Source organism: Agrobacterium sp. SOY23 (assembly GCF_027212525.1).
GTDB lineage: Bacteria > Pseudomonadota > Alphaproteobacteria > Rhizobiales > Rhizobiaceae > Agrobacterium > Agrobacterium tumefaciens_I.
In genome coordinates, this window is record NZ_JAPWDT010000003.1 from 372,965 (window position 1) to 393,580 (window position 20,616).

Here is a 20,616-nt window from a genome sequence, read left to right on the forward strand (position 1 = left end):
CAAATATCATTCTGCGGAAAATGTCAGTTGCACCTTGCAGGCGGCGGAGCGGTCTCCGGCCTGTTCGAAGGCTGCTTTGGCTTCCCCGAGGGGAAAGCTGTGGGAAATGATCGGCCGCACATCGATCTTGCGCGACGAGATGAGTTCGGCGGCGATGGCGAATTCGTCATGAAAGCGCTGCGAGCCACGCCAGACGATCTCTTTGCCCACCAGCGCATTGAGCGGAATGGTGATGTCACCCGTGACGCCCACCTGCACGATGGTGCCTCGCGGGCGCACGCAGGCGAAGGCGCTGCGAAGTGCGGGGCCGGCCGCGGAGCAATCGAAGATGACGTCGAAATAACCCTTATTGTCCTGATAGGGCAAAAGCGCCTCGGCATCCTTCGCGACATTGATGGTGCGGTCGGCACCCATGGCGGGCGCGCGTTCCAGCGCCGCATCGGTGAGATCGGTCGCGACGATAATGCCTGCACCGGCATGACGGGCAGCGGCGATGGTCAACAGGCCAATCGGGCCGGCGCCCGTCACCAGCACTTTAGCGCCCGTCAGGTCACCTGCCTGGGTGACTGCATGCAGGCAGACCGCGAGCGGCTCGGTGCAGGCGGCCTCGGCGGGTGAGGTGGCGTCTGAAAATGTGGCGCATTGTTTTGCTGCAACGACGAGCCGGTCGCGGAACATGCCCTGTTCGTGCGGCAGACGCATGGCGCTGCCCATGAAGCGCATGTCGAGGCAATGGATCGGCTGGTCCTTCAGGCAGAACTGGCAATGGCCGCAGGGTTGCGAAGGGTTGACGGCGACGAGCTGACCAACGGTCAGTCCGCTGACACCCGCGCCCAAAGCCGCGACATGGCCGGAGGCTTCGTGGCCGCAGATGATCGGTTCGCGCACCCGCACAGGGCCGAAACCGCCATCCTGATAATAGTGCAGATCGGAGCCGCAGATGCCGCTCGCTGCCATGGCGAGCAGCACTTCGCCGGGGCCGGGGGCCGCCACGTCCTGCGTTTCGACGCGGATATCTTCACGGGAATATAGACGTGCCACGCGTGTCTGCATGACGATGCCCTCATATATATGGAATGAAAGAAGCCCGCGCGGCGAACCGCGCGGGCAGGGATGTTCTCATTAGCGGATCAGGCCCATTTCCGTCGGCAGCCACAGTGTGATGGCCGGAATGAAGGTGATGAGCAGCAGCGCCACGAACAGCGGCACCAGCCAGGGCAGGATGGCCACCGTCGTGCGTTCGACGGAGAGTTTCGCCACGCGCGAGAGCACGAACAGCACCATGCCGAGCGGCGGATGCAGCAGCCCGATCATCAGGTTGAGCGTGATGATGAGGCCGAAATGCACCGGATCGATATGGAACTGCAGCACCAGCGGCAGAAGGATCGGCACGAGGATGGTGATCGCCGCGATGGTGTCAAGGAAGCAGCCGACGAACAGCATCAACAGGTTGACCAGCACGAGGAAGATCCACTTGCTGTCGGTGATCGTCAGGATTGCCGCCGACAGAAGCTGCGCTGCCTGGCTGACCGTCAGCAACCATGCGAAGACCGATGCCGCCGCGACGATGAAGAGCACCGAAGCGGTCGTTTCGATCGTATCGAAGGTCGATTTCGCCAGTGTCTTGAACGTCATGGTCCGGTAACGGACAAGGCCGAGGAACAGCGACCACAGAACGGCCGCGACGGCTGCCTCCGTCGGTGTGAACCAGCCCATGGTCATGCCGCCGATCAGGATGACCGGTGTCATCAGCGCCATGACGGCGGAAAAGTCGAAATACCAGTCGCAGGCGAGCAGGATGACGAGCACGATCAGGATCGACAGGTTGAGCGACAGGCCGAATGCCGTGAGGATATAGATGCCGAGCGGCACCATCATCACGACGAAGACTTCGATCGACGCGCCGAAGATGGTCCTGAGGCTGAAGGGTGTATCCGAACCCCAGCCCTTGATATAGGCGAAGACGGCAACCGTGATCATCATCAGCAGCGTCATGACGACGCCGGGCACGATGCCGGCCATGAACAGCGCGCCAATCGAGACATTGGCCATCATGCCGTAGATGACGAAGGGCAGCGAGGGCGGGAAGATCGGGCCGAGCGTTGCGGAAGCGGCGGTGACGCCGACGGCCGCCTCGACCGGATAACCGTGATCCTTCATGGCCTTGATTTCGATGGTGCCGATACCGGCCGCATCGGCAAGTGCTGTGCCGGACATGCCGGAGAAGATCACCGAGCCGATGATGTTGACCTGGGCGAGACCGCCCTTCATCCAGCCGACGAGTGCCACGGCGAAGGAATAGATACGTCCCGTCACCCCTGCCGTGTTCATGAGATTGCCGGCAAGGATGAAGAAGGGGACGGCCAGAAGCGGGAAGCTTTCCACGCCCGCGATCAGCCGCTGCGCCGCGATGATATCAGGCGCGACATTATAGAACACGATGTAGAGCAGCGAGGCCGAGGCCATGGAAATGGCGACCGGCAGGCCGATCAGCATCAGCAGAAGAAATGAACCGATAAGAAGCAGCATGTGATCAATCCCCCGCGCTCTGGAATTCTTCAGGCCGTTCCAGAACGGAATAACCGCGCCGCATATTGGCGATGAAGACCTGTACGGACCGGAAGAACATCAGAACGAAAGCGGCCAGAACCGTATAAAAAACAATGCTGCGCGGAAGCGCCACGGTGACCATTTCTTCGTCCGCGACGATTTCCATATACCGCCACATCAGCCAGGACGTGTAGGCGAAGAACAGGATACGCAGCACGTCGACAAGGATCGACATGACGCGGGCCACCTGCGGCGGCACATAGTGATAAAGCACATCCACCTGGATGTGGCGCGACATGCGCACGCACATGACAGAACCCAGAAACACCACGCCGATCAGGCAGTTGACGGCGATTTCTTCCGTCCAGGCGTAGCTGTCGTTGAGCACGTAGCGGGTGAAGAACTGAAGGAACACACAGCCCGTCATCAGCCAGAAAAGGCCGAGCGTGACCCAGTCCTCGAATGAATAGACCTTGAGATCGACCTCGGGCGGCGCCTCATCGAATGTATGGGCGAGTTCCTCAGGCGTGACCTGAGTATGGATTTCCTGCGACATTGAGATATCCCGTCTGGAGAGAAAGGGCGGTGCGGCAAAAAAGGAGCCGCACCGGATCTTGCTTCACTTGACGGCGCGAATGGCTTCCCAGTCGGCCTTGTCGTAACCGAAGTCCTCGAACTTCACTTTTTCGATGACGTTCTTTTCGAAGTCGGCCTTGTCGACTTCAGCGACGGTCAGGCCGCGCTTCTTGAAGTCTTCGACGAGGCTCTTTTCGCGTCCCTCGATGGTCTTGGTGGTGCGCTCGGCGGCCTGCTGCATGACCTCGGTGAAGATTTTCTTGTCGTCATCCGAAAGCTGCGACCACAGGTTTTTCGAGACCACCGTGTTGAGATGGTCGACGATGTGGCCGGTCAGGACGATGTTCTTCTGCACTTCGAAGAATTTCTTCGCCTCGATGGTGGTCAGCGGGTTTTCCTGCGCATCGACGGTGCCGTTCTGCAGCGCCAGATAGACTTCCGCGAAGGCGATCGGCGTGGTGTTGGCGCCGCAGGCGCGCGGCATGGCAAGATAGGCCGGCACATCGGGAACGCGCATCTTCAGCCCCGCCATGTCGGCGCAGGCGGCAATCGGCTTGTTGGATGTGGTGTGGCGCGTTCCGTAATAGCTGACGGCGGCGATGTGGTTGCCGGTCTTGTCTTCATAACCCTTGGCGAGACGCTTGAAGATATCGCTCTTGGTATAGGAGATGAGGTGGCTCGGATCGCGGAAGATATAGGGGAAATAGGTGACGCCGATGGGCTTGAAGTCACGCGCGGCGAAGCTCGAACCGGAAATGATGATATCCACGGTGCCGATCTTCAGGCCCTGGTTGATATCGGCTTCCTTGCCGAGCTGCGAGGCCGGGAAGACATCGATCTTGTAGCGTCCGTCCGTCCGTTTGGCGATTTCTTCCGCGGCCCAGACCGAATCCGTGTGGAACGGCTCGGAGGTTTCGTAAACATGGGCCCATTTCAGTGTGGTCTGCGCCTGCGCCGCCAGGGCGGAAAGCAGGATGGCGGCTGTTGCACCCATCAAAGTCGACAATCTGATTTTCATTCTTAACTCCTCCCGAATTAAAGCCAGATGTGTTGTTTTTTCCGTCGCCGGTCGCGGCAACGGTCACTCTTCTCCGATCGTTTCCTCCCCGAAACTCTCGGAAAATCTCTTTTGCGACAGCGTCAGATGCTGCCGCATCGCCTCGCGGGCCCCTTCCGGGTCGTTGGCGGCAATGGCGTCGCGGATCGCTCGATGTTCCTGCACGGCAAGGTTCCAGGTGTGCGGACCCTCGAAATAGCTGGCGAGCTTTTCGAAAAAGGGTGACAGGCTGCGCTCGTCATAGATCAGGCCGGTGAAGCGATTGAGCGCCGAATTGCCGATGATATCGGCGATGGCGGTGTGGAAGGCCCGGTCGAAATTGAGCGCCTGCGGTGAGCTGTCGAGCGCGCCGGCCATGCGTTCGATGATATCATCGAGTTTGGCGATGCATTCGGGCGTGGCAAGCCGTGCCGCCTCTTCGGCAATCGCGCTCTCGATGATGCAGCGCGCCTGCAGGATTTCGAACGGCCCATGCGCATCCGGCACCGGCGGCTTTTCCTTGGCCTGCTTGCCGGCAGCGCTGACGTAAACGCCGGAACCCATGCGGATATGGATATGGCCTTCCACTTCCAGAACGATCAGGGCTTCACGAACGGTCGGGCGCGATACGCCGAAGCGCTCCGCAAGGTCCCGTTCCGCCGGCAGGCGCTGACCCTCGGTCAGCTCCCCGCTTTCGATGAGCAAGCGAATTTGTTCCGCGACCAGCCGGTAAAGGCGGCGCGGCTCCAGAGCCACAAACATGATATCCCTCCCAGCGCGAAAGTCTCCCCCGATCGCGCAAGCGGTAAGATGGTCTTACCAATTTCATTAGGGCGCATTTATGCGATGCTGTCAATTAGCCGTTTTGGAAAAGTCTTTGGGTTATGTGAGGGCGGTTCAGCGGGTCGGTGGTCGCCGGCAGCTCTTCAGACTTTGCTGCTTGTCAGCTTCATGCCGCCATTCTCATCAGTCACCACATCCAGCTCACCGTAACCACCGATGGAAAGATGCGGTGTTTCGATCGGGTGGGAATGGGTCACGTTGATGACCACCACCGCAGCCCCCATGCGTTCGCCGGCCTGAATGCCTGCGGGCGCATCTTCGAAGACGACGCAACGTTCCGGTGCAACGCCCAGCCTTTCGGCGGCCTTCCGGTAGCCTTCGGGGTCCGGCTTGCCGTTGACCACATCGTCTGCACAGATCATGACGGGTGGCGGCGTAATACCGGCCGCAGCAAGCCGGCGCTCAGCCAGTTCGCGCACGGCGGAGGTGACGATGGCCCACTTTCCCGCCGGCAAAGAGGCAAGAAAAGCTGCCGCACCCGGTATCTGAATGATGCCTTCCACATCATCCATCTCGGCGCGCAGTATCATATCGGCCTCGGCATCCACATCGAGACCGGGAACGGCCTCGCGGCGGATCACCTCGGAAGCCCGCATGCCGTGAATGCGCTGCAGGAAGGCATTCGGCTCGATGCCGTTTGCAACGGCCCATTCCCGCCAGACCCGCTCGACGACGGCGATCGAATTGACCAGCGTTCCATCCATGTCGAACAGGAAGGCCGCAAAATCTTGCGAAAAAATCTGGTTCTGCGGCGGGACTTTGCTGTGCATCTCATTCTTCCGTTGGAACTGTCGGGACAGACCGTATCTACAGTATCGGAAGACATAACGGAATCGCTTTTCCATCCCGGAATCGATGGCCGGCTCAAGGCGGGTCGGAAATGTTGTGCCAGAATCGGACGTGCCGGGATCGCAGCGAGTCGAGCGGAAGGGGCAGGGGAGGCGGAAGAGGCGTGCGACGCCGCGGGGACGTCAGCCTGCAGCAAGGATGACGTGTCACTATAGGCATTCACAGAGGGCAGAACATCGTCAAATCAAAAGGTAGCGGAAGTTTTTGAAAGTTCCGCGTGAGGATGCTCGCGAATGGAATTTTCTTAACGGTTTCCCCTCTTTGGGACTGGTGTTAACCATTTGTTAACCATATTCGAGGTACCTAATTGTCAACGATTTGTTTACCAAGATGACCAAAGTGCTAACAGACCAGCGTTCGATCCGTATCAAAGGCCGCTCCTTCCTCGCAGTCGTCCTGTCCCCCGAATCTCCGGTCGATCAATGGCTGGAAAGGCTCGATGACCTGGCCGCCCGATCGGCCGGTTTCTTCCTGTCGCGTCCGGTGGTTCTGGATGTGTCGGAGCTGTCGCTCGACAAGGCGGGGCTGAAGGAGCTGCTGGCGGCGCTGACCGAACGCAATGTCGGCATCATGGGCATCGAGGGTGTTCGCCCTTCGATGATAGAGCCGGGCATGCCGCCGTCGCTGAAGGGCGGCAAGCCCGCTTCCGATGTCGAGGTGGAGCCGGTTACCGTCGCTGCCGAATTGCCGGAAGAAAAGCCGCGCGCTTCGGGTGAGGTTCGCGCCGTGGTGCAGTCACTGGTCATTAATGAGCCGGTGCGCTCTGGCCAGTCGATCATGTTCCCGGAAGGCGACGTCACCGTCATCGGTTCGGTCGCTTCGGGGGCGGAAATCATCGCCGGCGGTTCGGTGCATATTTACGGCGCGCTGCGCGGACGGGCCATGGCCGGTTCGCTCGGCAATGTCTCGGCACGCATCTTCTGCCGCAAGCTGGAAGCGGAGCTGTTGGCCATCGATGGCGTCTACAAGGTCGCCGAGGACATTGACGACAAGCTGCGTGGCCAGCCCGTTCAGCTCTGGCTGGAAAACGATACGATCAAGGCCGCGAAACTCGGCTGATAACAGATAAACACACAGGAACAGGAGAGAGCCATATGGGGAAGGTAGTCGTTGTAACTTCCGGCAAGGGCGGGGTCGGCAAGACCACCTCGACCGCAGCGCTTGGCGCCGCATTGGCGCAGAACAAAGAGAAGGTCGTGGTTGTCGATTTCGATGTCGGCCTGCGCAATCTCGATCTCGTCATGGGTGCTGAACGCCGCGTGGTTTACGATCTCGTCAACGTCATCCAGGGCGATGCCAAGCTGACGCAGGCGCTGATCCGCGACAAGCGCCTCGAGACGCTGTTCCTCCTGCCGGCCTCGCAGACGCGCGACAAGGACAATCTGACGCCGGAAGGTGTCGAATGGGTCATCAACGAGTTGAAGAAACACTTCGACTGGGTGATCTGCGACAGCCCGGCCGGTATCGAGCGCGGCGCGACGCTGGCCATGCGCCATGCGGATGTGGCCGTCGTCGTGACCAACCCGGAAGTCTCTTCGGTACGTGATAGCGACCGTATCATCGGCCTGCTCGATTCCAAGACGCTGAAGGCTGAACGCGGCGAGCGCATGGAAAAGCACCTGCTCCTGACGCGTTACGATTCCGCCCGCGCCGAACGTGGCGACATGCTGAAGGTGGACGACGTTCTGGAAATCCTCTCCATCCCGCTGCTCGGTATCATTCCGGAAAGCACGGATGTACTGCGCGCCTCGAACGTCGGTGCGCCCGTCACGCTGGCGGATGCCCGTTGCGCGCCGGCCATGGCCTATTTTGACGCCGCCCGCCGTCTCTCCGGCGAGGAAATTCCGGTCGTCATCCCGGGCGAGAAGCGTGGCATCTTCTCCAAGATCTTCGCAAGGAGGGCTGCATGAGCATCTTCAGTCTTTTCCGCAAACAGAAGTCGGCACCGCTTGCGCGCGAACGCCTGCAGGTGCTGCTCGCCCACGAAAGGGCGTCGTCGGGCTCCGATCTCGTCGCCATCCTCAGGGAAGAAATTCTCGGCGTCATCGCCAAACATGTGCAGATCGACAATGACCGGGTGCATGTGAAGATGGATCGCGACGAACATGTCTCCATCCTGGAGATCGATGTTGAAATCCCGCTGGGCGCCGATCTGCGCGCTGCATGAGGTCTTCGATGAAGGACGCCGCCCGCTACCGGGCGGCGCCAAACTGTCGACGAAATGAGAGCTCTCTTCCGTCATGCTCGGGCCTGTCCCGAGCATCTGCAACGTCATGATTTAACGCGATGTGATTAGATCCCTGGGACAAGCCCAAGGGATGACGTCGAGTGTGAGGGCAAGCCTACTCATCACACTCACGCTTGCCGCCGTTTCCTATTCCGCCGTGGTATCCACGGGTCTTCGAAACGCCTCGGCCAGATCGCCGGGCAGGGGACGCTGGAGGTTCATCCCGTTTGGCGGGATCGGCTTGTTGAACCATTTGTCGTAAATTTCCTCGATTTCGCCGCTGGCGTAGATTTGCTTCAGCGCTTCATTGACCGCATCCCGGAAACCGGTATCGCCGTGCCGCAGCATCAGGCCATAGGGCTGCGGCGGGGCGAGATATTCGTTCGAGATGACATAATCTCCCGGTCTACCGGTCTCGGCGACGAAGGATCGCAGGAGGATATCGTCCATGACGAAAGCTGATGCGCGGTTTTCCGTCACCATGTCGAAACCGCCTTCCGTACTGTCATTTTGCAGAACGGCGATGTTCAGTCCCAATTTGCGATTGAGCACATTCAACTGGCTGATGTTGATGGTTCCCGTCGTCACGACCACGGTGCGGCCGGCAAGATCGGCGACGGTGTTCAGACCGCTGGATTTCAGCGCGACATAACGGGTGCCGGTGATGAAATGGCTGTAGGAGAACCACACGGCCTTGCGCCGTTCCTCCGTATTTGTGCTCGCCACGCATTCCATGTCCATCGTGCCGTCATTGAGAAGCATGATGCGGTTGCTGGGCGTGCGCTTGACGAACTCGACCTTCAGTTCCGACAGGCCGAGTTTCTTCTTGATGGAATCGGCTACCTTCAGGCACAGCTCGATGCTGTAGCCGATCGGCTCCGGGCCGGTGCCCAGATAGGAAAACGGAATATTCCGGTCGCCATAGCCGAGCCGGATGGTGCCGGTTCTGGCAATGGTTTCCAGTGTCGGCGGTTGGGCATCATTGCTGACCGCAGGGGCCGGCAGAAGACTTAAAAAAACAGGCAAAAGCCACAATGTCGATCTCTGCATCGCGCATCTCCAGCCAAAATAATCCATCAAAACATTTTCATGAAAATCAATGCGGGTTGGCGCCCAGCGCTCTCAGTCCTGGTATTCGCTCGGGTTTTCGTAGGCCTGTTTCAAAGAGGCGGCCATCGGCAGGTTCAGGTTCATGCCGTTTGGCGGAATGGGTTTGGTGAACCATTTCTCATAAAGCCCGTGGATGGCGGGTCCGGTGAAGATATGCCGAAGGCTTTCATTGACCGCCGCCTTGAATGCCGGGTCGTTGCGCCGGAAAACCAGACCATAGGGTTCGGGCGCGCTCAGCGTTTCTTCCGAGAGCGCATAGAGGTTCGGGTTCTCCGATGTTGCCGCCAGCGCCGCGAGCAATATGCCATCCATGACGAAGGCGGATGCCTTGCCGGAAACGACGAGTTCGAAGGCCTCCTCGTTGGTCTTTGTCGGCATCACCGAGATATTGAGGTTCTTTGCCCGGTTCACCGCGTTGAGCTGCTCGATATTGACGGTGCCGGAGGCGGATGTGACGGATCGGCCGGCGAGGTCTGCGAGGTTTTTCAGATTGTCCTGCCTGCGGGAGAGAAATTGCGTCGCGGTCATGAAGTTGGGATAGGAGAAATCGACGATCTTGCGGCGTTCGCTATTATTGGTCGTTGCTGCGCATTCAATGTCGATCTGGCCGCTGCGAACGAGAATGAAGCGGGTGGCGGGCGTCGCCTTGACATATTCAAGTTCGAGCCTCTCGAGCTTCAGCTGCCTGCGAATATCGTCGCTGATCGCCCGGCAGAGATCGGTTGAGAAACCGGTGACTTCGCCATTCGGCAATTGATAGGAAAAGGGAGGCTCGGCCTCGCGGTAGCCGATACGGATTTTTGCGGTCCTGGCGATCTGCTGAAGCGTATCGACTTCACCGGCGGCCTGTAGCGGGGTGATGGGGGCAAAGCATGTGAGGAAAAGGCAAAATACTGAAAGGCGCATTTCATGTCCTCTTGGCCGGCGGCCGGTTTCTCAAATGGCTTTTTGCGGGGGGCAATAGGTTTCCTGTGTCGGCCGGGCGATATCGCTGAATTCATCTTTTCCGATCGGGGCGATGACGGCGCGGTTTTTGAGAATCCGGGCAAGCGGTGCGGGCTGGGCGAAATAATAACCCTGCGCTTCGTCACACCCGGAAAGCTTGAGCGCTTCGAGCTGCTCCCGGTCTTCCACACCCTCGGCAGTAACCTTCAGGCCAATCTGTTCGGCCATATCGATGATGGTGTTGACGATGGCCGAACACATGGGATTGGCCGGCAGGCCGGAGACGAATTCGCGGTCGATCTTGATCTTGTCGAAGGCGACATGGGTCAGCGTGCTGAGCCCGGCATAACCCGTGCCGAAATCGTCGAGCGCGAGGCGGACGCCCCTTTCCTTCAGCAGCTTCAAAGCTCTCGCACTGCTGTCGCGTTCCAGCATTGCGGTTTCCGTCACTTCCAGTTCAAGTCGCTCCGCCGGGAAACCGGATTTCTCGAGCGCCCGGTCGACTATCGGGACGATGTCGTCATTGCAGAGCTGAACGGCGGATAGATTGACGGCGAGCCGAATATCTTTCGGCCATGTCATCGCGTCCATGCAGGCCTGTGCCAGAACCCATTCGCCCAACGGCTTGATGAAGTTGTTTTCTTCGGCAAGTGCGATGAAGCGATCGGGCGAGATGAGGCCGAGCTTGCCATGCCGCCAGCGGGCCAATGCCTCATAAGCGACGATGCGGCCGCTCTGCAGATTGACCACGGGTTGGTAATGCAGCTCGAATTCGTGGTTTTCGAGCGCGGATTTCATGTCTATTTCCAGCGCATGCTTGTGCTGCACCGCCATGTCCATGCCCGGTTCATAAAACACAAAATAACCGCAGCCCATGGATTTCGCCCGGTAAAGGCCAAGATCGGCGTGTTGTAAAAGCTGCGTGGCGGATGTGCCGTGGCCCGGTGCGCAGGCAATGCCGATGCTGGTATCGATGCTGATGTCACTGCCTTCCAGGCTGAAGCTGCGCGAGACGGCATGCACCACCCGCGCGGCCAGCATTGCCGCATCGCTCTCGCAGTCACCGTTTGTCGCCTGTATGATCGCGAACTCGTCGCCGCCGAGGCGGCTCACCATATCGTTTTCACCGAGGACGGAAGAAATCCGCGAGGCCACGGCCACCAGCAGGGCATCACCGGCGGCGTGCCCCAGCGTGTCATTGACGGCCTTGAAGCGGTCGAGATCGAGCAGCATGACATTGAAAGGCTGGCCCGACGCGGAAAGATGTTCGAGCCGGTTTTCCAGCGTCTTCATCAACAGCACACGGTTGGGCAGCCCGGTCAGCGCGTCATGATGGGCCATGTGCTCCAGTTGCTGCGCCATGTCGCGTATCTGCCGCAGGCGCCCGCGTTCCAGAACTGCCTCGCGCAGTGTTTCGATGGCGGTGGCCATGTCGCCGATCTCGTCCCGCCGCTCCTGAAACGGCGTAGCGACATCGGTTTCCTCGCGGGCGATCCGGAGCGTCGCCTGCACCAGTGCCGGGACCGGTTTGAGGAAATGCCTTGCGATAACCGTTACCAGCACGCCGGTAACGGTCAGCACCACGATCAATGCGGCGAGCGAATTGTAGATCAGCTTGCGCTGCGCGCCATAAAGCGCGTCCGAACCGCCGATGCTGACGGCGACGGCGCCGATCGGCTTCTTCGTTTCCGTGCTGATGATCGGCAGCAGGCCGATATAATGGTTGGATTCGCCGATGGTCGCAAAACCGGTGGAAAAGCGCGCGGCGACCGCATCTCTGGAAAAGATCGGATCGGTGGCAAGCGGTTTTTCATCGTCATCGGTGGCGTTGTCGAAGGCGGCCGCGATCTGCCGGAAGCCGGAATCGGCCTCGTCATAACGGAAAAGCCAGACCGCATTTTTGGTCTGCGCGCCGATGAGGGCAAGAACGTCGCTGGGATTGAAGCCGGTGACGAGAATGGATTCGTCATCACCGATCGGCTTGTCGGTCAATATGCCGTTGACCTGTCCGTCGGTATCGGCCGTGACGCTGACATAGGTATAGATGCTGCGTAGCGTGGCGCTGGCGATCTGTGAATTGACGCGGGCCTGGTTGAGCCATTGTTCGCTGGCGGCGGCAACGAACATGTACCAGCCGACGAGCGCGCCGATGCTGTAGGAAAAGATCACGCCGCCGAGGAATATCAGGGTTATCTTGCTGGCGAGCGAGCGCCGTCGCGAAAACCGGCCTGTTTCCGGTTGCGTCGTTGAGCGAAGCGTGTGGCCCGGTTCAACCTGTCTATCCCCGCGATAGGCAGTCTCTTCCATTCGCGATAGTCCCCCGCGATGTCGCGTTATAATTGTTTTATGGAATTTTATAGGGCATGCATTTCAATGGTGTCTGCTAAATAATTCAACAAAGTTTAGATGCGATTAAGAATTAATCCGTCTTTTTATAGTCGTAGCTTATATAAGAAACTGCGACGCTACACCTCCGGTTGAAAAAATCATGGATTGAAGACGGTTGCGATGCCCGCAGCCCAAAACGTCACGATCTCCTCGCCGGATCATCAAAGGCGTGGTGACTGGCCTTGCCAATCCGCCGCCAAACGGCATGTTGTGCGTAACACGCCGTTTTCAGGGAAGATATCATGGCATACAGGGGCAAAAACATCGCGCAGCTTTCCGTTCTCATCCAGAGCGGCCATCTCGATCCGCGTACCTTGGCGGAAGAGACGCTCGACATGATCCGGGAAGAGGATGATCAGGCGATCTTTGTCGGGTTGACGGCGGCGCGGGCCATGGCGGAGGCGGAAGCGGCTTCGAAACGCATTCGCGAGGGCCGTTCCTGCGGCGTGCTCGATGGTATTCCGGTGGCGTGGAAAGACCTCTTCGATCTTGAGGGCATGGCGACCACGGCCGGATCGACGGTACTGGCGGAGAATGCTGCGGCATCTCACGACGCGGATGTGGTGACGGCGCTGCAACAGGCGGGCATGGTCTCCATCGGCCGCACCAATATGAGCGAATTCGCTTTTTCCGGCCTCGGCATCAATCCGCATTACGGTACGCCGCGCAACCCCGCTTCCACGGATGGCCACCGTCTGCCCGGCGGTTCTTCCTCCGGCGCGGGTGTGGCCGTGGCCGCCGGTCTGGTGCCGGTGGCGATCGGCACGGATACCGGCGGATCGGTACGCATTCCCGCCGCCTTCAATGGCGTGGTGGGTTACAAGGCAAGCCGCGGCCGTTATTCGATGCGTGGTGTTTTTCCGCTGGCAAAAAGCCTCGATTCGCTCGGGCCGCTCACCCGCACCGTGCAGGACGCCGTCTGGGTGGATGCCGCCATGCGCGGCAGGACGGCTGCCGATTTGCAGCATGCATCTCTCTCCGGCCTGTCACTGGTGGTGCCGGAAACGGTGTTTTTCGATGGTATTGAGGCGGGTGTCGCGGCTGCCTTCGAGCAGGCCGTGGAACGGCTGGCGCGCGCCGGCGCCTCGGTGCGGCGGCAGGCATTTCCGGTCTTTTCGGAATTGTTTGATCTCATCAGGGAAAAGGGCGCGCTGGTAACGGCGGAAGCCTTCGCCTTGCATAAAGCCCGGCTGGAAGGTGCGGATGCCACACGCATGGACCCGCGCGTTGTTGCCCGAACAAGGCTCGGCGCGAATATCTCAATGGCTGACTATATCGCCATTCTCGAGGCGCGCGAACGCATGACGGCGGCGTTTTCCGGCATGATCGGCAGGGATGAGCTTCTGGTTTCGCCGACTTTGCCGCATGTCGCGGCCAAGGTGGCGCCGCTGCTTCAGGATGACGACGCCTTTTTTGCCATGAATGCCAAGACCTTGCGCAACACCCAGATCGGCAATTTCCTGGATCACTGCGGCGTGTCGATCCCCTGTGGGGCAGGCGAGGCGGGTATGCCGGTCGGCCTGCTGCTTTCCGGGCTGCATGGGACGGATGATCACGTTCTGGGTGTGGCGATGGCTGCGGAGAAGATCGTGCGGGGCTGAGACGGGGCTGTAGCTCACCCCACGAGTTCGTGAAAACCTCTCCTCCCTCATCCTCGGGACAAGCCCGAGGATGACGTCGAGTGAGCGGATAGCGCTTTGGTAAAGGCTGTCGCTCCGATAGCCTCACCGTGCCGCCCAGTTGGCGCCACGGCGGAACATGGTCTTCATCTGCGGCACGGAAAATTCCTTGGCCTGATGGCCGAGTGCCGAATAAAAGACGCGGCCCTTGCCGTATTTGCGCTTCCAAACCACCGGCATCACAACACCGTCGATCCACCAGGCGTGGTCGCCGGTGAATTTCGTTGTTGCCAGAACCTCGTTCGACGGGTCGACATGCATGTAATATTGTTCCGACGTATAGGGAAAATCGGAAATTCCCTGCATCAGCGGATCATCCGGCCGGGTGATGTTGACCGTGTAATCGATGATATTGCCGGGATGCGCGACCCATTGGCCGCCGATCATGAACTGATATTCCACGCATTCGCGGAAACTGTCGCCCGCACCGCCGTGGAAGCCGGCAATGCCGACGCCGTTCTCGACGGCGGCCGTCAGGTTCTTGATTTCTTCCTTCTCGATCTTCGACATGGTGACGATCGGCACCACGAGGCTGAGATCATGCACGGAAGGATCGGCAAAGGCTTCCGTGCTGTGCTCGACATAAACCTTGAACCCGTCTTCCTCCAGGATGTCCTTGACGATGGTGGCGCATTCCTGTGGCTCATGGCCGCTCCAGCCGCCCCAGACGATGAGTGCTTCGCGCATTTATTTCCTCCTCAGGATTATTTGCCGAGCTGGCCGTCGACCAGCGATGTTTCAAGCGGAGCAGGGCGCTCCACCTTGGTGGTGATGGAAACGGTGGTGCCGCGGTCCGATGCCGTCTGGAAGGCTTCCATGACCTCCAGCACATGCAGGGCAAGATCGCCATTGGCGCGGTGAGGGCGGTTCTCGCGGATGGCATGGGCCATGTCTGCCACGCCGATGGAACGGTAATTGCCGTCGGCATAGGGGGATGACAGCGCCTGCGGCTCGAACTGGCCGCCCTTTTTCAGCAATTGCACCTCGCCGCCGAAGTGGTTGGGATCGGGCACGATCAGCGTGCCTTCCGTGCCGTAGATTTCCAGCGGCACATGTTTATGGCCGGCAACATCGAAGCTCATTCCCACCTGCACCACGGCGCCATTCTCAAAAGCCAGAACGCCGGAGACATGGGTCGCGACATGGACCGGGATTTTCTCGCCGTTTTTCGGTTCGCTGGTGATGAGGCGCTCATTGCGCGGTGCAATGGCAAAACCCGCCACCTTGGCGACCGGGCCGAATAGATTGACGAGATCGGTGATGTAATAGGGGCCCATATCCAGCATCGGCCCGCCGCCAACCTCGTAATAGAAAGCAGGATTGGGGTGCCAGCGCTCATGGCCGGGGCACATGAAGGTGGCCGTTCCGCCGACCGGCTGGCCAAGCACGCCCTCGTCGATCAGCCGGCGTGCGGTCTGGTGGCCGCCACCGAGGAATGTATCGGGGGCCGAGCCGATGCGCAGGCCCTTCGCTTTTGCGGCATCCGCAAGACGTTTGCCTTCAGTGAAATTGATGCCCAGCGGTTTTTCCGAATAGGCATGTTTACCGGCATCCAGCGCCCGCAGACCCACTTCCACATGCGCCTTGGGGATTGTCAGGTTGACTATGATTTCCACCGAAGGGTCAGAAAGAAGCGCGTCGACGCTCGTTGCCTGAAGGCCAAATTCTGCGGCGCGGGCCTTCGCCACCTCCTCGTTCATATCCGCAAGACCGCGAATATCGAGAATCGGAAACGAGGCCATGGCCTTGAGATAGGCGCTGGAGATGTTGCCGCAGCCGATGATGCCGATACCGACCTTTTTCATGTGATTCCTCCCGTAAATCAGAAATGCCGAATCCCGTGCTCAACCTTGTGGGCTAAAGCGCCGGCCCCGTGGTGTTCCATGGCGATTCGTAAAGTTCATAAAGCGCGACGGCCGCAGCCCCCTGCGCCCATAATTCGTCGCTCGCAACGTCGAAAACCAGTTCCGCGACACCGGCCAGCGAGGGCGGTACGGCAGCGTTGTAGCTGTCGCGAATGCTGGTGATGAATGGCTCGCCCAGTTCAAGGCTGGAGCCGGTGATGATGACCCGTGGTGGCGCAAACAGCGTGACGATATTGGCAAGTGTCAGGCCAAGCGCAGCTCCGGCGCGCAAAGCGGCCGCGATAAGATCGTGGTCTTCCGCCGCAATCAGCGCATGGGCATGCTGCATGCCGCGACCGAGCCGGATCGCCTCGGCAAAACGCCCGTCCGCCGGGCGCGAGCCTAAAATGGCATTTTCACCCGCCTGGCTCGCCAGCCGCACCGTGCCCTCATTGGCAAGGCCGATGACGAGGTCGCCGAGATTGTGGCTGAGGCCGCCCGCGCCGCGGAAGAGCTGGTTCTGATGCAGCACGCCAAGCCCAAGCGTCTGTTCGAGCGAAATCAGCACCATGTCTTCCAGATCGCGCGCATGGCCGAACCAATGATGGGCGAGTGTGATGGCGTGTGCGTCGCTTTCGATGATGGTTGGTGAATTCAGCCGCGCCGTCATTTCTTCGGCGAAATTGACATTCACCTCCCGCAGGATCGGGCTGCTGCGGATCTTGCCGGTGCGGTGTTCGATGACGCCGGGCAGGCCGAGACAGACCATGTCCACGTCCTCAAGCGAAAAACCGGCATCGACGACACAGCGGCGCACCCCGTCCTCCACCAGATCTGCGATGACGCCGATCGGCTGGCGATCGACGCGGATCGGCAGGGAAAGGGTAGACAGCACATTGCCGCAAAAATCGGTGACGACGAAGACCATGCGGTTCGCAGCGATCTTCGCGCCCACCACGCGGGCGGCATCCGGGTTCAGTTCCAGCATCACGCGCGGTCTGCCGCGTGCACCTTCCGTCCGGATATCGCCGATATGGCGGGTGAGGATAAGCCCGTCATCCAGCAGCGAAGCGGTGATTGCCGAAACGGTCGTGGTGGAGAGCTGCGTTCTTTCGCTGATTTCCACCCGCGAGATTGGCCCATGGCGGCGGATGCTGTCCAGCACGCTCAGCCTGTTGATCGCGCGCATCAATTCGGGGTCTGCGGTCTTCATGAGGTCCTGCTGCGATCGGGTGCGATCTAAAACGAATTTATATCGGATTGCGGATTAAATAACGTCTCTCGGGAGGGGTGTGTCAAGCCATTCGCGTAAAAAATCGGCATGCCGCCTTGACATCGGGCAGGGTGTGGGGTGAATTAATCCGCATTGGGGAATAAATGGTGAGGAACCCCAGGGAGGATCACGATCATGACGTATTGGCACGCAGGCGCAAGCCTGAGCGGCAGGCGGATTGCCTTTGCCGCAACGACAAGCATTGCTCTCATGCTCGGCGCCGCAAGCGCCTCGGCCGCGACGGTCGTAAAATGGATGCATGTGGAATTGGACCCCAAATCCGTGGCCGTCTGGGAGGAGATTGCCAAGGAATATGAGGCCAAGCACCCCGATGTCGATATTCAGCTGCAGTTCCTCGAAAACGAGGCATTCAAGGCAAAGTTGCCGACGCTGCTGCAATCCAACGACGTGCCGGATTTCTTCTACAGCTGGGGCGGCGGCGTCCTTGAGGAACAGTCCAAGACCGGCGCGTTGAAGGATCTGACCGAGGTTTTCGATGCCGACGGCGGCAAGCTGCGTCAGGCCTATAATGCATCGGCCATCGATGGCCTGTCTTTTGACGGCAAGGCCTGGGCCGTGCCTTATCGCGTCAGCCTCGTCAGCTTCTTTTATAACAAGGCGCTGTTTGCCAAGGCCGGTGTGAAGGCGGAAGACATCAAGACCTGGGCCGATTTCAGCGCCACGGTCAAGAAGATCAAGGAAGCGGGCATCGTGCCGATCGCCGGTGGCGGCGGTGAAAAATGGCCGATCCATTTCTATTGGAGCTATCTCGTCATGCGCAATGGCGGGCAGGCCGTTTTCGATGCCGCGCGCAAGGGCGAAGGCGAAGGCTTCATGGACCCGGCCATCATCAAGGCGGGTGAGCAGCTGGCCGAGTTCGGCAAGCTCGAACCCTTCCAGCCTGGTTATCTCGGCTCCACCTGGCCACAGGCGCTCGGCGTCTTCGGCGACGGCAAGGCCGCCATTATTCTCGGCTTCGACAATACTGAAGCCAACCAGCGCAAGAATGCCGGCGACGGCAAGGGTCTCGCACCTGAAAATATCGGTCGTTTCGCTTTCCCGGTCGTTGAAGGCGGTGCCGGCAAGGCCACCGATACGCTGGGCGGGTTGAACGGCTGGGCGGTCACCAAGAATGCTTCCAAGGAAGCGATCGATTTCGCAACCTTCCTGACCAGCAAGGCAAGCGAAGAGAAGATGGCGACCGCCGGCATGATCCTGCCGGTTGCGACGGGTGCTGCCGGTGCGGTGAAGAACCCGCTGCTCGCGGATTCCGCCAAGCAGCTTGCCGCCTCTACCTGGCACCAGAATTTCTTCGACCAGACACTGGGTGCCGCCGTTGGCCGCGTCGTCAACGATATTTCGGTCGAGATCGTGTCCGGCCAGATGACCGCGGAAGAAGGTGCCCAGCAGATTCAGGACGCATTCGAACTGCGCTGATCTGATGATTTCCATGGCGGCGCCGCCGAACATGTGGCGCCGCTTATCTGCCTCAATGAAAGCGGATAGAGATGACGGATATTTCCATGACTTCTGCGTCCATACCGGCGCGCGGCGCGACAAAGACCAGGCGCAAGCAAAGTTCGGTCGCGCATGACCGGGCGCTGACCCTGCTGGTGTTTCTGCCTCCGGCGCTGCTGCTTTTTACCCTGTTCGTCATCCTGCCCATGGGCGAGGCGGCGTGGTACAGCCTTTACCGCTGGAACGGTTACGGCACGCCGACCGATTTTGTGGGTTTGAAGAATTTCCAGGTCCTGTTCGGCAATGCCGCCTTCTCGCAGGCCCTGATCAATAACGGCCTGATCATCCTTATCTCGATCCTGATCCAGATTCCGCTGGCGATCTGGCTTGCCATGATGCTGGCGCACCGTATTCCCGGCGTCGTCGCCTTCCGGCTGGTGTTTTTTCTGCCCTATGTTCTGGCTGACGTCGCGGCAGGTCTGATCTGGCGTTTCGTTTATGATGGTGATTACGGTCTCTTCGCCGCCATCTCCAATTTCTTCGGCTTCGCCAATCCTTACGTGCTGGCCGACAAGGATGTGGCGATCTATGCCGTGCTCGGTGTCATCGTCTGGAAATATTTCGGTTTCCACATGATGCTGTTCATCGCCGGCCTTCAATCCGTCGACAAGAACGTGCTGGAAGCGGCCGAAATCGACGGCGCGTCCGGCTGGCAGAAATTCCGTTACGTTACGCTGCCGATGCTCGGCTCCACGGTGCGCCTTTCCGTGTTTTTTGCGGTCATCGGCTCGCTGCAGCTGTTCGACATGATCATGCCGCTTACCGGCGGTGGCCCGTCCAACTCCACGCAGACCATGGTCACCTTCCTCTACACCTACGGCGTCATGCGCATGCAGGTGGGGCTTGGCAGTGCGGTCGGCGTCGTTCTCTTCGTCATCTGCGTGACGCTCGCCTTCGGTTACAAAAGGATTTTCATGCGCCATGACTGACACATCCACTTCCGTCCGCATGCCGCTGCAAACCAAGCTTTATCTTTATATATCGCTGAGCCTGATTGCGGCCATCGTGCTCATCCCGCTTCTGACGACGGCGCTCGGCGGCTTCAAGACGCTGGGAGACCTGCGCGTCAACCCGTTCGGCATTCCGGCCGAATGGCAATGGGCCAATTACGGGGACATTCTGCTCGGCAAACGCTACTGGCTGCAGATATTCAATTCTCTGGTCATCGCGCTGTTGACGGTGTTCCTGACGCTGACGGTCTCGGCCATGGCGGCCTTCACCTTCGCGCATGTGAAGTTTTTCGGCTCGTCCTTCCTGCTCAATTATTTCCTGCTGGGGCTGATGTTCCCGGCGGCCACCGCCATCCTGCCGCTGTTCATCCGCATTCGCGATCTCGGCCTGCTCGATACCTATTGGGGTGTGGTTCTGCCGCAGGTAGCTTTCGGGCTTGGCATGAGCATTCTTCTGTTCCGCAATTATTTCCGTAATCTGCCGGACGAGCTGTTCCAGGCGGCCTTCGTGGATGGCTGCGGTTATCTGCGCTTCTTCTGGCATATTTCCGTGCCGCTTTCGCGGCCGATCGTGGCGACCGTCGGCATCGTTTCGTTTGTCGGCAGCTGGAACAGCTACATCCTGCCGCTCATCATGCTGAATTCGGAATCGAAATATCCCTGGCCGCTCGGCATCATGGTTTATCGCGGCGAATTCGGCACGGAATGGCAGCTCGTGCTTGCCTTCATCACGCTGACGATCCTGCCGACCGTCATCGTCTTCTTCCTCGCACAGAAACACATCATCGCGGGCCTGACGGCCGGTGCCGTCAAATCGTGACGTGAAAG

At 59.6% G+C, this 20,616-nt stretch carries 19 protein-coding genes; 7 read left to right on the forward strand and 12 right to left on the reverse strand.

What is annotated here, in order from left to right; genetic code table 11:
* Positions 1-6: 6 nt before the first annotated feature.
* The 6 genes from O3S81_RS10555 to O3S81_RS10580 all read right to left on the reverse strand — a co-directional run bounded on the left by O3S81_RS10555 (position 7) and on the right by O3S81_RS10580 (position 5,775).
* Positions 7-1,053: an L-idonate 5-dehydrogenase gene (locus O3S81_RS10555; protein WP_269342955.1), complete on the reverse strand. Its 1,047-nt coding sequence runs from the start codon at positions 1,051-1,053 to the stop codon at positions 7-9.
* A 69-nt stretch (positions 1,054-1,122) separates the two neighbouring features.
* Positions 1,123-2,529, reverse strand: coding sequence for a TRAP transporter large permease (locus tag O3S81_RS10560; RefSeq protein ID WP_269342956.1), 1,407 nt, complete (start codon positions 2,527-2,529; stop codon positions 1,123-1,125).
* A gap of 4 nt (positions 2,530-2,533) precedes the next feature.
* Entirely contained in the window at positions 2,534-3,106 is a 573-nt protein-coding gene (locus tag O3S81_RS10565; protein ID WP_269342957.1) for a TRAP transporter small permease, read from the reverse strand.
* 63 nt (positions 3,107-3,169) lie between these two features.
* On the reverse strand, positions 3,170-4,144 hold the full coding sequence (locus tag O3S81_RS10570; RefSeq protein ID WP_269342958.1) for a sialic acid TRAP transporter substrate-binding protein SiaP: 975 nt from the start codon (positions 4,142-4,144) through the stop codon (positions 3,170-3,172).
* Positions 4,145-4,207: 63 nt separating this feature from the next.
* Positions 4,208-4,924 (reverse strand): FadR/GntR family transcriptional regulator, encoded by a 717-nt coding sequence (locus O3S81_RS10575; protein ID WP_020809475.1) that lies wholly within the window; start codon positions 4,922-4,924, stop codon positions 4,208-4,210.
* Between the two features lie 164 nt (positions 4,925-5,088).
* On the reverse strand, positions 5,089-5,775 hold the full coding sequence (locus tag O3S81_RS10580) for an HAD family hydrolase (protein ID WP_269342960.1): 687 nt from the start codon (positions 5,773-5,775) through the stop codon (positions 5,089-5,091).
* Positions 5,776-6,184: 409 nt separating this feature from the next.
* Here O3S81_RS10580 and minC point away from each other — a divergent pair, with 409 nt between their 5' ends.
* Genes minC through minE form a run of 3 tightly spaced genes read left to right on the forward strand, consistent with a single transcriptional unit; the run spans position 6,185 to position 8,021 of the window.
* A complete protein-coding gene (gene minC / locus O3S81_RS10585) occupies positions 6,185-6,913 on the forward strand; it encodes a septum site-determining protein MinC (RefSeq protein WP_269342962.1) in 729 nt (242 codons plus the stop codon).
* Between the two features lie 35 nt (positions 6,914-6,948).
* Positions 6,949-7,764 carry a septum site-determining protein MinD gene (minD, locus tag O3S81_RS10590; protein ID WP_269342963.1) on the forward strand — a complete coding sequence of 272 codons (816 nt, stop codon included), beginning with the start codon at positions 6,949-6,951 and terminating at the stop codon, positions 7,762-7,764.
* Entirely contained in the window at positions 7,761-8,021 is a 261-nt protein-coding gene (minE, locus tag O3S81_RS10595) for a cell division topological specificity factor MinE (protein ID WP_020809474.1), read from the forward strand. The genes minD and minE overlap by 4 nt, the downstream gene beginning before the upstream one ends.
* A gap of 207 nt (positions 8,022-8,228) precedes the next feature.
* Here minE and O3S81_RS10600 read toward each other — a convergent pair whose 3' ends face one another.
* The 3 genes from O3S81_RS10600 to O3S81_RS10610 form a co-directional block, all read right to left on the reverse strand.
* Entirely contained in the window at positions 8,229-9,131 is a 903-nt protein-coding gene (locus O3S81_RS10600; protein ID WP_269342966.1) for an amino acid ABC transporter substrate-binding protein, read from the reverse strand.
* Positions 9,132-9,203: 72 nt separating this feature from the next.
* Positions 9,204-10,097 carry an amino acid ABC transporter substrate-binding protein gene (locus O3S81_RS10605; RefSeq protein WP_269342967.1) on the reverse strand — a complete coding sequence of 298 codons (894 nt, stop codon included), beginning with the start codon at positions 10,095-10,097 and terminating at the stop codon, positions 9,204-9,206.
* Positions 10,098-10,127: 30 nt separating this feature from the next.
* Positions 10,128-12,443 (reverse strand): EAL domain-containing protein, encoded by a 2,316-nt coding sequence (locus tag O3S81_RS10610; protein ID WP_269342969.1) that lies wholly within the window; start codon positions 12,441-12,443, stop codon positions 10,128-10,130.
* Between the two features lie 323 nt (positions 12,444-12,766).
* On the opposite strand from O3S81_RS10610, the gene O3S81_RS10615 reads away from it, so the two are divergent.
* On the forward strand, positions 12,767-14,125 hold the full coding sequence (locus O3S81_RS10615; RefSeq protein ID WP_269342971.1) for an amidase: 1,359 nt from the start codon (positions 12,767-12,769) through the stop codon (positions 14,123-14,125).
* A 123-nt stretch (positions 14,126-14,248) separates the two neighbouring features.
* Here the strand turns inward: O3S81_RS10615 and O3S81_RS10620 are convergent, their stop codons facing one another.
* The 3 genes from O3S81_RS10620 to O3S81_RS10630 are packed head-to-tail and all read right to left on the reverse strand — an operon-like array spanning position 14,249 to position 17,260.
* Positions 14,249-14,890 (reverse strand): ThuA domain-containing protein, encoded by a 642-nt coding sequence (locus tag O3S81_RS10620; protein WP_269342973.1) that lies wholly within the window; start codon positions 14,888-14,890, stop codon positions 14,249-14,251.
* A gap of 17 nt (positions 14,891-14,907) precedes the next feature.
* Positions 14,908-16,008, reverse strand: a complete 1,101-nt coding sequence (locus O3S81_RS10625; RefSeq protein ID WP_269342975.1) for a Gfo/Idh/MocA family protein — start codon at positions 16,006-16,008, stop codon at positions 14,908-14,910.
* A 52-nt stretch (positions 16,009-16,060) separates the two neighbouring features.
* Complete coding sequence (locus O3S81_RS10630) at positions 16,061-17,260, reverse strand: ROK family transcriptional regulator (RefSeq protein ID WP_269342976.1); 1,200 nt, start codon at positions 17,258-17,260, stop codon at positions 16,061-16,063.
* A 195-nt stretch (positions 17,261-17,455) separates the two neighbouring features.
* Between O3S81_RS10630 and O3S81_RS10635 the strand changes: the two genes are divergently transcribed.
* The 3 genes from O3S81_RS10635 to O3S81_RS10645 all read left to right on the forward strand — a co-directional run bounded on the left by O3S81_RS10635 (position 17,456) and on the right by O3S81_RS10645 (position 20,608).
* Positions 17,456-18,757: an ABC transporter substrate-binding protein gene (locus O3S81_RS10635; protein ID WP_269342977.1), complete on the forward strand. Its 1,302-nt coding sequence runs from the start codon at positions 17,456-17,458 to the stop codon at positions 18,755-18,757.
* A 71-nt stretch (positions 18,758-18,828) separates the two neighbouring features.
* Positions 18,829-19,767: a carbohydrate ABC transporter permease gene (locus O3S81_RS10640; RefSeq protein WP_269342979.1), complete on the forward strand. Its 939-nt coding sequence runs from the start codon at positions 18,829-18,831 to the stop codon at positions 19,765-19,767.
* Positions 19,760-20,608 carry a carbohydrate ABC transporter permease gene (locus O3S81_RS10645; protein WP_022563716.1) on the forward strand — a complete coding sequence of 283 codons (849 nt, stop codon included), beginning with the start codon at positions 19,760-19,762 and terminating at the stop codon, positions 20,606-20,608. Before O3S81_RS10640 ends, O3S81_RS10645 begins: the two co-directional genes overlap by 8 nt.
* Positions 20,609-20,616 lie beyond the last annotated feature (8 nt).

Bases quoted from the DNA above. Each gene is read 5' to 3' on its own strand.
- O3S81_RS10555 (WP_269342955.1), bottom strand. From the start codon at position 1,053: ATGCAGACACGCGTGGCACGTCTATATTCCCGTGAAGATATCCGCGTC.
- O3S81_RS10560 (WP_269342956.1), bottom strand. From the start codon at position 2,529: ATGCTGCTTCTTATCGGTTCATTTCTTCTGCTGATGCTGATCGGCCTG.
- O3S81_RS10565 (WP_269342957.1), bottom strand. From the start codon at position 3,106: ATGTCGCAGGAAATCCATACTCAGGTCACGCCTGAGGAACTCGCCCAT.
- O3S81_RS10570 (WP_269342958.1), bottom strand. From the start codon at position 4,144: ATGAAAATCAGATTGTCGACTTTGATGGGTGCAACAGCCGCCATCCTG.
- O3S81_RS10575 (WP_020809475.1), bottom strand. From the start codon at position 4,924: ATGTTTGTGGCTCTGGAGCCGCGCCGCCTTTACCGGCTGGTCGCGGAA.
- O3S81_RS10580 (WP_269342960.1), bottom strand. From the start codon at position 5,775: ATGCACAGCAAAGTCCCGCCGCAGAACCAGATTTTTTCGCAAGATTTT.
- minC (WP_269342962.1), top strand. From the start codon at position 6,185: ATGACCAAAGTGCTAACAGACCAGCGTTCGATCCGTATCAAAGGCCGC.
- minD (WP_269342963.1), top strand. From the start codon at position 6,949: ATGGGGAAGGTAGTCGTTGTAACTTCCGGCAAGGGCGGGGTCGGCAAG.
- minE (WP_020809474.1), top strand. From the start codon at position 7,761: ATGAGCATCTTCAGTCTTTTCCGCAAACAGAAGTCGGCACCGCTTGCG.
- O3S81_RS10600 (WP_269342966.1), bottom strand. From the start codon at position 9,131: ATGCAGAGATCGACATTGTGGCTTTTGCCTGTTTTTTTAAGTCTTCTG.
- O3S81_RS10605 (WP_269342967.1), bottom strand. From the start codon at position 10,097: ATGCGCCTTTCAGTATTTTGCCTTTTCCTCACATGCTTTGCCCCCATC.
- O3S81_RS10610 (WP_269342969.1), bottom strand. From the start codon at position 12,443: ATGGAAGAGACTGCCTATCGCGGGGATAGACAGGTTGAACCGGGCCAC.
- O3S81_RS10615 (WP_269342971.1), top strand. From the start codon at position 12,767: ATGGCATACAGGGGCAAAAACATCGCGCAGCTTTCCGTTCTCATCCAG.
- O3S81_RS10620 (WP_269342973.1), bottom strand. From the start codon at position 14,890: ATGCGCGAAGCACTCATCGTCTGGGGCGGCTGGAGCGGCCATGAGCCA.
- O3S81_RS10625 (WP_269342975.1), bottom strand. From the start codon at position 16,008: ATGAAAAAGGTCGGTATCGGCATCATCGGCTGCGGCAACATCTCCAGC.
- O3S81_RS10630 (WP_269342976.1), bottom strand. From the start codon at position 17,260: ATGAAGACCGCAGACCCCGAATTGATGCGCGCGATCAACAGGCTGAGC.
- O3S81_RS10635 (WP_269342977.1), top strand. From the start codon at position 17,456: ATGACGTATTGGCACGCAGGCGCAAGCCTGAGCGGCAGGCGGATTGCC.
- O3S81_RS10640 (WP_269342979.1), top strand. From the start codon at position 18,829: ATGACGGATATTTCCATGACTTCTGCGTCCATACCGGCGCGCGGCGCG.
- O3S81_RS10645 (WP_022563716.1), top strand. From the start codon at position 19,760: ATGACTGACACATCCACTTCCGTCCGCATGCCGCTGCAAACCAAGCTT.